The organism is Amycolatopsis rhabdoformis (genome assembly GCF_035918295.1).
Lineage (GTDB): Bacteria > Actinomycetota > Actinomycetes > Mycobacteriales > Pseudonocardiaceae > Amycolatopsis > Amycolatopsis rhabdoformis.
The window spans coordinates 2,270,068-2,282,446 of sequence record NZ_CP142149.1 but is presented as its reverse complement, the minus strand read 5'-3'; the positions used below and the strand labels follow the sequence as shown (position 1 = coordinate 2,282,446).

Below are 12,379 nucleotides of genomic sequence, written 5' to 3'. Positions count from 1 at the left end.
CACGGGGCTCAGCCAAGGGTGACGGTGCCGGCGGCGCCGTCGATCGTGATCGTCTGCCCTTCCGCGAGCGAGCCGCAAGTGCCCGTCTTCACGTTGAGCACACAGGGAATCCCGACTTCCCGCGCGGCGATGGCCGCGTGCGACATCGGTCCGCCGATGTCCACGACGACCCCGGCCGCCTGGTAGAACAACGGCGTCCAGGCCGAGTCGGTGCCCGCGGCCACGAGGATGTCGCCGTCCTCGATGTCGACCTCGTACGGGTCGGCCACGATCCGGGCCCGGCCGGTGGCCACACCGGGCGCGCCGCCGACCCCCACGAGCCGGCCGGCGTGCCCCTCGTCGGACTCCGGCGGCAGCATGCCGAGCGAACGCCACCGGTCCGCGGTGATCTCGCCGACCGCGCCCGGGCGCACGTCCATCATCTCCGGCAGCGGATTGTTCTCCGCGTGCGTGTGCGCGGCCTTGCGGCGCGCGATCCGCTCGCGCAGACCGGCCGGGCGGTCGCCGTCGAGCAGGCCGAGCAGCTCGGTGTGCCGCAGGAAGTACACGTCCTCGGTGTCTTCGAGCACGCCCGCCGCCACGAACCGGCGCGCGGCCTCCCGCACGATCAGGCGCATCGAGTGCGTGGCCATCGCCGGCGCGATCTTGCCGTTCTCGCGCCAGCGCATGTGCTGCTCCACCTGCTTGAGCAGGAAGCGCACGTACGGCCAGCGCACGCCGGCCAGGGTCTTCAGCCGGGCCCGCGCGGCGTCGCGCGCCTCGGTCGAATCCGGTGAGCCCTGCGTCGCGACGGCCGCGATCAGCTTCGCCAGCCGCTCCGGGTCGTCGCGCCACGGCGCCACGCTCAGCTCGAACTCGTTGGGACCGCGGAAGCCGTACTCGCGGTTGAAGTCCGCAAGGGACAGTTCACCGGCGTGCACCCGGCGCATCGCCGCGCTGGCGTCGCTCAGGTGGATGCCGCCCAGGGCGCTCAGCGACTGCGTGATCAGCCCCGGCGCCTCCTCGCCGCCGAACTTCTCCACCGCCGCGGTGAACGACTGGAACAACGGCGCCGCGATCACGTTCGACAGCACCTGCGGCACCTTCGCCTCGGCCGCCTCGCCGGGGTGCTCGGCCACGCGCCGGCGCAGCTCCGCGTCGGGCACGGCGGCCCAGTCACGCGCGAGGTCCTCGTCGAGCAGCATGCGGTAGCGCTCGATGTCCCGCCGCCCGCGCTGGGGGTAGGACCGCATCGAGCGCACGAAGTTCAGCCCGATCTTCGCCACTTCCAGCGGGCCCGCCCCGCCGCCGGACTCCTCGACGTCCGGGTCCGGCCCCACGCCGAAGTAGTCGGAGTAGACCGAGCGCCGCGAGTAGCCCGGGATGTTGTCCGCCATCGTCGCGGCCGCCTCGACCGAGTACGTGACCCAGCCGTAGAACACGGCGTTCCAGCTCCACTCCGGCAGCGACGGCGAGGTGCCGAGGTCACGCGAGAACGCCCGGTCCAGCGAGCGCTCCTGCGGCAGCGCGATGAGGTCCTGGGTCAGCGGTGTGACCGGCCGCGGCCACTGGTCGATCGCGTTCGCGCGGGTGAACAGGATCGGCCGGTCGGGCCAGGTGCACAGCTCGTCGTCGCGCTCGGGTGCGCTCGAGGTAACCGGTTCTGTGGTCATAGTTCGTCCTCGTCATTGGGGGCGGACCGGTGGGGAACGGGGCTAGCCCTGACTCGGCGGCCAGCGCAGGTGGATGCGGTCGATGCCCATCGCACCGCCCGCGTGGCTTTCGATCTCGTGGTCCGGGTCGACTTCGTAGTGCGGGATGACTTCGTGCCAGCGCCGGATCGCGGCCACCAGCTCGCCCCGGGCCAGGTGCGAGCCGGCGCAGCGGTGCGGCCCGGCGCCGAACGCGAGGTGCCGGTTGGCGTCCCGGTCGAAGCGCACCTCGAGCGGGTCCGGGAACTCCTCCGGGTCGTTGCTCGCGAGTGCGGTGGACACCAGCACGCGGTCACCGGCCTTCATCCGAACGCCGGCGAACTCCACGTCTTCGGTGACCGTGCGGGCCGGGTTCACGAACGCGTGCACCCGCAGCAGCTCTTCCACCGCCGACGGGATGAGCTCGGGGTCGTCCAGGAGCTGCTGCCGGTGCCGCGGGTTCTCGGCCAGGAACCGGAACATGAACGTGAGCGCCGCCGTGACGGTGTCCAGTCCCGCGACGAACAGCAGGAAACAGAGGTTCTGCACCTCCTCGCGGGTGATCGCCCGGCCGTCCACCTCGCTCGCCAGCAGAGCCGACACCAGGTCTTCGCGCGGCTCGCCGGCACGCGCGGCGATCAGGTCGCGCAGGTAGGCGTTGATGTCCGCGGCCGCGACCTTGCGCGACTCCGGGTCGCCGTAGGCGTGCAGCAGGGTGTTGTTCCAGGCGACGAACTTGTCGGCCTCCTGCTGCGGCAGGCCGAGCATGTTGGTGAAGATCGTGCTCGGGAAGGGCTGCGCGAAGTCGGCCACGAACTCGCAGCCGCCCCGCTCGGGCAGCCCGGACAGCAGGTGCTCCACCGTGGTGTCGATGGCCGCGGTCTTCGAGGAGATCGCGCGCACGCCGAACATCGGCGCGATCACCTTGCGGTACGAGCGGTGCTCCGGCGGGTCGAGCTCGAGCGGCGCCATCCGCTCCTTGCGGGCCGCCTGGGCCGGGATGCCGGTGGGCCAGCTGGAGAACGTCTCGGCGCGCTGCAGCGCCTCGCGGATGTCGGCCATCCGGGTCAGCACCCAGTAACCGCCGTGGTGCGGGCTGAAAAACGCCCGGTCGCCCCGGAAGCCGGCGAACGCCTCGAAGGGGTTCTTGACGAAGTCGGCACCGGTCACGTGGTCGAAGTCGCGCACCAGGTCCTCGGGCACGTGCGCATGCGTCCCGCTCATGACGTCCTCTCCGGCAATTGAGTTAGATGAATATATAGTTTTCGGCTCAAGTTCTCAAGCTTCCGCGGCCGGGTCGCCGAGGAACCACGGGCGCTGTTTCGCCCGCATCGCCCGCAGCCCGGTGCGGAAGTCGGGACCGGCGACCATCGCGTTCATCGCCGACACCGACGAGAGATAAGCCTGATCCAGGTCGGCCTCCGCGTCGACGTACAGCTGGCGTTTGATCGCCGCCAGCGACGCGGGCGAGGAGTGCCGCGCGATCCCCCGGGCGTACTCGAACGCGCACTCGGGAAACGTCTCGCGTGGGTAGGAGCGGCGGACGAAGCCGAGCTCCTTCGCCTCCGCCGTGGTCATCACCGCGTTCGTCATGAGGATTTCAGCGGCGTTCTGCGTGCCGCAGATGCGAGGCAGGATCCAGCCGATCCCGTACTCCGCCGGCAGGCCGAGGCCCGCGAACGACGGCGTGATCTTGGTGTTGTCGGCGGCGAGCCGGATGTCGGCGAAGCAGGCGAGCACGAACCCGGCGCCCGCGCACGGCCCGTTGATCGCCGCGATCACCGGCACCGACAACGCCAGCGGGTAGGTGTGGTTGTGCCGCATCCCGGCCGGCGCGTCGGCCGGGTACGGCGGCAGCTCGGCCCGCGCGCGCACGTATCCGCCGGTGCGGTCGACGTCGCTCAGCGTGCCGGCGTCGGCACCCACGCAGAACATGTCCCCGGCGCCGGTGAGCAGCACGACGCCCACCTGTGGGTCGGTGTCGGCGTGGTGCAGGGCCCAGCGGTACTCGACCGCCATCGCCCCGTCCCACGCGTTGCGGCGGTCGGGCCGGTTCAGGGTCACCACCGCGACGTGATCGCGGACCTCGTACCCGACGTTCTCGAACTCGGACGTCTTCATGCGACAATGACCTCAATAAATTGCGATGGAGACCGGGAACCCATGACTGTCGAACCGACTTCGGGCACGAGGTATCGCGCCCCCAAGACCTCCGAGCTGATCGCGAAGGAGTTCCGGCGCCAGATCGTGCGCGGCGAGCTGCCTCCGGGCACCATGCTGCCCAGCGAGTCCGATCTCATGGTGCAGCTCGGCGTGTCGCGCCCGACGTTGCGGGAGGCCTACCGGCTGCTCGAGGCGGAGTCGCTGCTGGAGATCCGGCGCGGGGTCGGCGGCGGGGCCCGGGTGATCTCGCCCGACGTCGGCACCGGCGCGCACTACGTCGGCCTGCTGCTGCAGCTCGACGGCGCCACCATCGCCGACGTCTACGAGGCCCGCACCATCCTCGAGCCGATCTGCGCCGGGCTCATGGCCGGGCGCCGCGACGCCGACGCGAACCAGAGCCTGTTCGACTCGATCGCCGGGCTGGAGAAGCTGATCAAGGCGACCGACAACGGTGTCCCTGAGCCGCGCCCGTGGTCGGAGGCCACCTACCGGTTCCACGAGCTCGTGGTGAAGGGCTGCGGCAACAAGACCCTGGCGCTGCAGGGCCAGCTGCTGCAGGAAGTGGTGGCCACGCACTACGCGGCCACCATCGCCCCGACCTTCGACGAGTCCGAGCGGCCCGGCCGCTTCAAGCGCGTGCTGGCTTCGTTCCGCAAGCTCGCGAACCTGATCGCCGAGGGCGACCGCGCGGCGGCCGAGGAGCACTGGACGACCCACATGCGCACCGCGGCCACCACCCTGCTCGGCGACGACGTGAAGAACACCAAGATCGTCGACCTGTTCGGCTGACGTCCCGGCGGGTGCGGGCCGGGTCGGGGTCACCACCGCTGCGACATCCCGGCGTCGACCGGGATCGACGCCCCGGTGATGTACTTGCCCGCCTCCGACGCCAGGAACACCACGGTCTCGCTCACGACCTCCGGCTCGATCCACGGCACCGGCAGCACGTTGAGCTGCTGCGCGATCCGCGCGAAGGCTTCTTCGGTGCGCGGCTTGTCGGGGTTGGGCAGGAACAGCTCCACGGTGGCGTCGTTGCGGATCATGCCGGTGTTCACGTTGGTCGGGTGGATCGCGTTCACGCGGATGCCTTCCGCGCCGAGTTCGAGCGCGAGCACCTTCACCAGGCCGACGACGCCGTGTTTCGACGCCGCGTAGTGCGCCGCGTGCGGGATTCCGCGCAGGCCGGCGACCGAACTGGTCATGAGGATGCAGCCGCCGCGGCCACCCGCGCGGATGTGCGGGATCGCCACCCTCGCCGTGCGCCAGACGCCGGAGAGGTTGACGTCGATCATCTCGTCCCACTGCTGTTCGGTGAGATCCGCACCGGCACCGTAGGAGGCGATCCCCGCGTTGGCGACCGCGATGTCGAGCCGGCCGAACCGGCCGACGCCGTCCTCGACCGCGGCCGTGAGCGCGGCGAGGTCGCGCACGTCGGCGACGTGGCGCACCACTTTCCGGCCCTGCGCCTCGACCAGCGCGCAGGTCTCGTCGAGATCGGCTTCGGTGGCCAGACCGTAGTTCACGCTCTCGAGATCGGCGCACCGGTCGACGGCGATGATGTCCGCGCCCTCGGCGGCCATCCGCACCGCGTGGCTGCGGCCCTGGCCGCGGGCCGCGCCGGTGACGAACGCGACCTGGTCTTCGAGCTTTCCCGCCATGTTCGGAAACTCCTGTCCTCAGAGGACCTCGCCGGCGATCTTCATCGCCAGCAACCGGTCCATGTCGTAGCCGGACGCGAGCAGCACCTCGTCGGTGTCCGCGCCGTGTTGCGGCGCCGGGCGCAGCCGGGCCGGGTTCTCGCCGAACTGCACCGGGCTCGTCACGTTGGTGAACGGTCCGTCGGCGAGCTCGACCTGTTGCACGTAGCCGTTGGCGACCACCTGCGGGTCGTGGCGCACCTCGTCGGGGTTGGCGTTGGGCGCCCAGACGCCTTCGAAGCCGTCGAGCGCGCTGCTCCACTCGGCCAGCGTGCGGCTCGCGAACGCCGCGGCCAGCTGCTCGCAGCACGCCACCCGGTTTTCCTTGCGGGCGGCCATGTCCGCGAACCGCGGGTCGTCGATCAGGTCCGCCCGGCCGAGCCGCCGGCAGAAGTCGGGCCAGTGCCGCTGCGAGTCGATCAGCGCCAGGGTCAGGTAACGCTCGTCGGCGGTGCGGTACGCGCCGGACACCGGGTTCGGGTACTCGCCGACCGCGTAGGACGGCCGCTCGAACCCCTCGTAGAGCGCGCCGGCCGCGATGTCGGGCGCGAGGTGCCAGACCGCCGTGCCGAGCAACGACACGTCCACGACCTCACCGCGGCCGGTCCGCGCGCGCCCGACCAGCGCGGCGGCGATCCCGCCCGCCAGGGTCAGGCCGCTCATGATGTCGCCGAACGCGGGCCGTTGCGGCGCCGGGTGGCGGCCGGGCAGCGTGACCGCGTTGGCGACCCCGCCGCGTCCGGTGTAGGCCGCGGAGTCGAACCCGCCGGCGGTGGCCTCGTCGCCGCGCACGCCCCAGCCGGAACCCCGCGCGTAGACGATCGTGGGGTTCACCGCGCGGATGTCGTCGACGTCGATCCCGAGCTTTTTCCTCGTGGCCGGAAGAAAACTCGTCATGAACACGTCGGCCGTGGCGACCAGCGTGAGCAGCGCCTCGCGCCCGCCCGGCGTCGCCAGGTCGAGCGCGACGCTGCGCTTGCCGCGGTTGGCGACCTCGACCATGAAGTTGGTCTGCGGCGCGCCTTTCGGGGCTCCGCCGGCGGCCTGCAGGCCGCGGATAGGGTCGCCGAACCCCGTCGGCTCGATCTTGATCACGTCGGCGCCCCAGTCGGACAGCACCGCGGCCGAGGACGGCACGAACGCCCACGCGGCGACCTCGACCACGCGGATGCCGTTCAGCGGGCCGCTCGGCTGCCCAGTCTCCTGCGCGGTGGGCTGCCCAAGCGGCTGCTCGGTTCCGGCGCTCACATGAACCGCCCGCCGGTGATCTCCTGCACGGTCCCGGTCATATAGCTCGACAGCGCGCTCGCCAGGAACAGCACCCCGGTCGCGACCTCGACCGGCTCGCCGGGGCGGCCCATCGGGATCTCGCTCATCTTCTGGTCCCAGGCCTTCCGCGGCATCGCCTCGGTCATCGGCGTCCGGATCAGGCCGGGCTGCACCGCGTTCACCCGCACGCCGGTGTGCGCGAGTTCCTTCGCCGCGGCCTTGGTCATGCCGACGACTCCGGCCTTCGCCGCCGAGTAGTTCGTCTGGCCCGCCATCCCGACCTTGCCCGACAGTGAGGAGAGGTTCACGATCGAGCCGCGCCCGGCCTCGCGCATCCGTTCCGCGGCGGCCTTCATCCCGAGCCAGGTGCCCTTGAGGTTGATGTCGATCACCTCGTCGAACTGCTCCTCGGTCATCCGCCGCATCGTCGCGTCGCGGGTGATGCCGGCGTTGTTCACCATCACGTGCGGCGGCTCTTCACCGGTGGCGAGGTCGAGCAGCGCGGCGAGGTCGGCGGCGCTGCGCACGTCGCAGACCGCGCCCGCGGCGACGCCGGCGCCGCCGAGGTGCTCGACGGCGGCTTTCACGCGCACCTCGTCGAGGTCGCCGATCACCACGCGGGCGCCGTGCGCCACGAAGGTCTCGGCGATGGTCAGCCCGATCCCCTGGGCCGCCCCGGTGATCACGGCGGTCTGTCCGGCCAGCAGCACGGTGGTCCTTTCGCTCATCGCAGCTCCCACTCGGGTTTCGGGGTCTCGCCCAGCTCGGTCTTCGCGAGCGGGTTGCCGATCTGGGGGTAGTGCAGCGGCACTTCCCGGCTCGCCGACGGCGTCATCGACTGCGCGTCCCACACCGCTTTCACCGTGCCCTGCACCGCGATCGGCGGTTTCGCGGCGAGCCGCTCGGCCAGCGTCCGCGCGCGATCCCACAGCCGCTCGCGCGCGACGACCTCGCTCACGAGACCGATCTGCAGCGCGCGGGCGGCGCCGACGCGTTCGTCGAGGCCGAACAGCGCGATCCGCATGGCTTCGCCGAACGGGATGCGCCGCGCGAGCGCGGCCGGCTCCAGTGCGGAGACCATGCCGTAGGTGGTGTGCGGGTCGAAGAAGGTGGCGTCCTCGGAGCAGAGGATCACGTCGGCCTCGTTGAGCCAGTAGAACGCGCCGCCGGCACACATCCCGTGCACCGCGCAGATCAGCGGCTTCCACACGCGGTTCTGCTTGGCACCGAGGAAAAACCCGGGATCGTCCTCGGAGAACGGGTTGGGGTGCCGGTCGCGGCCCGCCTTGCGATCCACACCGGTGGAGAACGCGCGATCGCCGGCGGCACGCAGCACCACCACCCGGATGTCCTCGTCCACGCGGCAGCGGCGCCAGATCGCGGCGAACTCGTCGAGCATCCGCTGGTCGAACGAGTTCAGCACCTCCGGCCGGTTCAGCGTGACGGTCGCGATGTGGTCGGTGACGTCGAAGTCGACGGTCTGGTAGTCGGTCACTTCGGCTCCCGGGGAAGGCCGAGCACCCGCTCGGCGAGCATGGTCTTGATGATCTCCTCGGTGCCGCCGGCGATCCGGAAGCCGAGCGCGCCGAGCGACCACTTCGTCCAGGCGAACGTGCCCCACTCGCCGGTGTCGGCGGCGAACGCGGGCCCGAGCAGCTCGGCGGCGAGCGCGCCGAGATCGCGGTAGGTGCGCGCGACCACGACCTTGTCGATGGCACGCTCGGCACCGGTCAGCCGGTCCTCCGGCGTCGCCTGCATCCGGACCTGCTGCGCGCGGGCGCTGTAGAGCGCCACGTACAACCGCGCCCAGCGGTCGCGGATCAGCGGGTCGTCGCTGCGCCGCACGCGTTCGGCCAGCACCTTCAGCAGCCCGAGGGCGCGGGCGTTCAGCTCGTGCGAACGGTCGCCGACCGAGCGGCGTTCGCCGGCCAGCGCCTGGTTGGTGATCCGCCAGCCCGCACCGGGTTCGCCGAGCCGCTGCGCGTCGTCGAGGCGCACGTCGGAGAGGAAGGTCTCGGCGAAGCTCGACCCGCCGGTGAGCTGGCGGATGCGGCGGACCTCGACGCCGGGGGTGTCCATCGGCACCAGGAACATCGTGAGGCCCTTGTGCTTCGGCACGGCCGGGTCGGTGCGCACGATCGCGAGGCCGACGTCGGCGAAGGAACCGTTGGAGGTCCACACTTTCTGGCCGTTGAGCACCCAGCCCTCCGCGGTGCGCACCGCCTTGGTGCGGGCCCCGGCGAGGTCGGAACCGGCTTCGGGCTCGGAGAACAGCTGGCAGCCGACGAGGTCGCCGCGGTGCAGCCGCACCGCGTATTCCTCGATCAGGTAAGGCGTGCCGTGCGCGACCAGCACCGGGCTGATCGTGCCGAGCCCGATCCGCAGCGGGCTCATGTCCGGCACGGCGAAGTGGCCTTCGATCGCCCGGTACAGCCGGTCGAACGACGGCCGCAGGCCTCGGCCGCCGTACGCCTCGGGCCCGGCGATCCAGCCGAATCCCGCGTCCCACTTGGTGCGCTGCCAGCCCTGGGCCAGGCGGGACTCTTCGCGTTCCCGCTCGTCGGTGGTCTCGTGGAACAGGCTCAGTGCTTCCGGGCCGGTGCCCCAGCTCGCGTCCGCCGGCGTCCGCGGCGGGTGGTGCTCTTCCAGGAACGCGATCACCTCGGCGGCGAACACGCGTTCCTCGTCGCCGTCCGCCAGCGCGAGCAGGTCCGCACGCGCGAGGGTTTCCGTCATCGGGCAGCTCCTTCGAAGATCGCGGCGCGCAGGCGCGCGGAACCGCCCCACAGCCGGGCCGAGGACACCGCGCGTTTGTAGTAGAGGTGCGCCGGGTGCTCCCAGGTGAAGCCGATTCCGCCGAAGACCTCGATCATCTCGGCGGCGACCAGGTCGAGGGTGTCGGCGGTGGCCGCGGCGGCCGCGGCCACCTGCAGCTCGGCGTCCGGCACGGCGGCGTCGAGCGCGTCGGCCGCCATCCGCGTGGCCGAGGTGGCGAGCTCGGTCTCGATCAGCATCGTCGAGCACAGGTGCTTCACCGCCTGGAACGAACCGATCGGGCGGCCGAACTGCTCGCGCACCTTCGCGTAGCCGACTGCCATCTCGAGCATCCGGCGGCAGACGCCCACGCTTTCGGCCGCCAGTGCGGCGCGGGCGCGCACCAGCGTGTGCGCGAGGGCCCGGTCGCCGTCACCCGGGGTGCCGACCAGCCGCGCGGGCGCGCCGGCGAAGCGGACCACGGCCTGCTTGCGGGTCTCGTCGAGGGTGGTCATCGGGGTGCGCTCGACGTCGGTTCCGGCCACGAGGAACACGCTCGCGCCGGCGTCGTGCCGTCCGACGACCAGCAGGTGGTCGGCACTCGCACCGTCGAGGACGAACGACACCTCGCCCCGCAGCGTCCAGCCGGTGCCGGTGCCGGTGGCCAGCACGGGTTCCTGCGGTCCGGCCCACGCGGTGCCGTGGCCCTGCACGGCGACGGCCAACGTGGTCTCGCCCTCGGCGACGCCGGGCAGGAGCTCGGCGCAGCACGCGTCGTCGCCCGAGGCCAGCAGCAGTCCGGCGCCGAGCACCGCGGTGGCCAGCAACGGCATCGTGGCCAGCGCCGCGCCCGTCTCCTCCAGCACGATGCCGAGCTCGACCTGGCCGAACCCGCCCCCGCCGTACTGCTCGGGCACCGCGATCGCGGCCACGCCGAGCTGGGCGCAGAACTGGCGCCACACCTCGGCGCGATACCCCGGTTCGGTGTCCACATCGGACCGGACGGCCGGCTCGGCCATCCGGTCCGCGAGGAAGCCACGCAGGGTGGCCCGCAGCTCGTCGTGCTCGGGCCGGTGCTGCAGGCTCATCGGGGCGGCTCCTCGGCGAAGAGTGCGGCGGCCATCCGGGCGACCTCGCCGCGGTCGACCTTTCCGTTGGGCACGCGGGGAAACGCGTTGACGACGGCGACCCGCCGCGGCCGCTTGTACGGCGCCAGCCGCGCACCGGCCGCGGCGAGGATCCGGTCCTCTTCCCCGGAGCCGGTCACGAACGCGACCGGCAGCTCGCCGAGCCGGTCGTCGGCGACGGACACCACCACCGCCTCGGTCACGGCGTCGTCGAGCTCGAGCGCGGCCTCGACCTCTTCCGGCGCGATGTTGAAACCGCCGCAGATGATGATGTTCTTCAGCCGGCCGGTGATGTACAGGTAACCCTCGTCGTCGAGCCGGCCGAGGTCGCCGGTGCGCAGCCAGCCGTCGGCCGACAGCAGCGCGGTGGCGCTGCCGGCGTAGGCCGACGAGCTGGACTTCGAGCGGACCACGATCTCGCCGGATTCGCCGGGCGTGACGTCGGTGCCGTCGGGCGCGAGCAGACGCAGCTCGACGCCGGGCAGCGGACGGCCGACCGAGCCGGGCCGGCGCCGGCCGGCCAGGACGTCGCGCACGTTCTCGATCGCGATCCCGCCGAACGCCTCCGTCTGGCCGTACGCCTGCAGCACGGGCACGCCGAAGCGCGCTTCGAACTCCTCGCGCAACGCGTCGGTGAGCGGCGCGGTGCCCGACGACACGTATTTCACCCGGCCGAGGTCGGCGCCGGCGGGCAATCCGTCGAGCAGCATGCGCAGCATCGCCGGGTTGATGGTCAGGTTGTCGATGCCGTAGGTGTCAAGCAGGCGCTTCACCAGCGCCGCGTCGAACTTCGGCACCAGCACCACGGCGCGGCCGACGTACAGCGCGAAGAGCAGGCGGACGATGCCGGCGGTGTGCGAAACCGGGTTCGCCAGCAGGTTCGGTGGCCGCTCGGAGTCGCTCAGCGGCCGCGGCGACACGTCCGCGCGGAACGCCGAAACCGTGGCGCGCATGTTCGACCACGCGTTGTCGTGGCTGAGCAGCACGCCTTTCGGCGCTCCGGTGGAGCCGGAGGTGAGCAGGATCAGCGCGGTCTCGTTGCCGCCGACGTCGGGCACGCGCAGCGGCCGGGCGGGGGCGAGGTCCGGTTCGATCCTCGCGACGAGCACGGTCGCGAGCCCGCTCGTCCTCGCGACGCTGTCGCCGACGTCGCAGCAGACGGCGTCCAGTGTGAGGGCCACGGCGGCGCCGGACAGATCATTCGCCGAGGCCGCCGGGTGCATCGGCACCGCGGTGGCCCCGAGCTCCCAGATCGCGGCCAGGCAGGCCAGGAAGCGCTCGTCGTTGCCGATCCGCACCAGCACCCGGCTGCCCGGGCCGACGCCCCGGGTGGCGAGCGCGTCGGACACCGTCACGGCCAGCGCGGCGATCTGCCCGAACGTCGCGGCCCGGTCCTCACCGACGCGGCTGAACACGCGCTCGGGCTTCTCCGCCGCGCGCCACGCGAGCAGGGACAGCAGCGACCGGCTGCCGACCAGGGCGCGCAGCTCGTCGGCCGTTCGCGGCGGCGCCACCACCGCTTCACCTTCGGACACGATCAGATCCTTCGGTAATTAAGTTTAATGAATTACCGTGGAGCCTAGCTGAGGATCACGCTCAGCACCAGACACTGCACTCCTTGACGGTTCAAGGTCGCCACCGCGTTCACCACACCGTCTCGACGAGGCCGCCTAATTAGTGTAAAGAATATACATTGCCC

The 12,379-nt window shown here is 71.7% G+C and carries 11 protein-coding genes; 1 reads left to right on the top strand and 10 read right to left on the bottom strand.

Features of this window, described 5'->3' with window-relative positions:
* Positions 1-8: 8 nt before the first annotated feature.
* From VSH64_RS10695 to VSH64_RS10685, 3 genes are read right to left on the bottom strand one after another with little or no spacing between them, the layout of a single operon-like run.
* Positions 9-1,652 carry a PEP-utilizing enzyme gene (locus VSH64_RS10695; RefSeq protein WP_326835380.1) on the bottom strand — a complete coding sequence of 548 codons (1,644 nt, stop codon included), beginning with the start codon at positions 1,650-1,652 and terminating at the stop codon, positions 9-11.
* A gap of 42 nt (positions 1,653-1,694) precedes the next feature.
* Positions 1,695-2,894 (bottom strand): cytochrome P450, encoded by a 1,200-nt coding sequence (locus VSH64_RS10690; RefSeq protein WP_326835379.1) that lies wholly within the window; start codon positions 2,892-2,894, stop codon positions 1,695-1,697.
* Positions 2,895-2,948: 54 nt separating this feature from the next.
* Positions 2,949-3,791, bottom strand: coding sequence for an enoyl-CoA hydratase-related protein (locus VSH64_RS10685; RefSeq protein ID WP_326835378.1), 843 nt, complete (start codon positions 3,789-3,791; stop codon positions 2,949-2,951).
* Between the two features lie 42 nt (positions 3,792-3,833).
* Between VSH64_RS10685 and VSH64_RS10680 the strand changes: the two genes are divergently transcribed.
* On the top strand, positions 3,834-4,622 hold the full coding sequence (locus tag VSH64_RS10680) for a FadR/GntR family transcriptional regulator (RefSeq protein ID WP_326835377.1): 789 nt from the start codon (positions 3,834-3,836) through the stop codon (positions 4,620-4,622).
* Between the two features lie 29 nt (positions 4,623-4,651).
* Here the strand turns inward: VSH64_RS10680 and VSH64_RS10675 are convergent, their stop codons facing one another.
* Genes VSH64_RS10675 through VSH64_RS10645 form a run of 7 tightly spaced genes read right to left on the bottom strand, consistent with a single transcriptional unit; the run spans position 4,652 to position 12,215 of the window.
* Positions 4,652-5,491, bottom strand: a complete 840-nt coding sequence (locus VSH64_RS10675; RefSeq protein WP_326835376.1) for a mycofactocin-coupled SDR family oxidoreductase — start codon at positions 5,489-5,491, stop codon at positions 4,652-4,654.
* Positions 5,492-5,509: 18 nt separating this feature from the next.
* Positions 5,510-6,778: a CaiB/BaiF CoA transferase family protein gene (locus VSH64_RS10670; protein ID WP_326835375.1), complete on the bottom strand. Its 1,269-nt coding sequence runs from the start codon at positions 6,776-6,778 to the stop codon at positions 5,510-5,512.
* Positions 6,775-7,527, bottom strand: coding sequence for a 3-oxoacyl-ACP reductase FabG (gene fabG / locus VSH64_RS10665; protein ID WP_326835374.1), 753 nt, complete (start codon positions 7,525-7,527; stop codon positions 6,775-6,777). Before fabG ends, VSH64_RS10670 begins: the two co-directional genes overlap by 4 nt.
* Entirely contained in the window at positions 7,524-8,294 is a 771-nt protein-coding gene (locus tag VSH64_RS10660) for an enoyl-CoA hydratase/isomerase family protein (protein WP_326835373.1), read from the bottom strand. Before VSH64_RS10660 ends, fabG begins: the two co-directional genes overlap by 4 nt.
* Positions 8,291-9,535, bottom strand: coding sequence for an acyl-CoA dehydrogenase family protein (locus VSH64_RS10655; RefSeq protein WP_326835372.1), 1,245 nt, complete (start codon positions 9,533-9,535; stop codon positions 8,291-8,293). Before VSH64_RS10655 ends, VSH64_RS10660 begins: the two co-directional genes overlap by 4 nt.
* The gene (locus VSH64_RS10650; protein WP_326835371.1) at positions 9,532-10,641 is read right to left on the bottom strand and encodes an acyl-CoA dehydrogenase family protein; all 1,110 of its coding nucleotides are present in this window, start codon (positions 10,639-10,641) and stop codon (positions 9,532-9,534) included. The genes VSH64_RS10655 and VSH64_RS10650 overlap by 4 nt, the downstream gene beginning before the upstream one ends.
* Positions 10,638-12,215 (bottom strand): class I adenylate-forming enzyme family protein, encoded by a 1,578-nt coding sequence (locus VSH64_RS10645; protein WP_326835370.1) that lies wholly within the window; start codon positions 12,213-12,215, stop codon positions 10,638-10,640. Before VSH64_RS10645 ends, VSH64_RS10650 begins: the two co-directional genes overlap by 4 nt.
* Between the last annotated feature and the right edge of the window lie 164 nt (positions 12,216-12,379).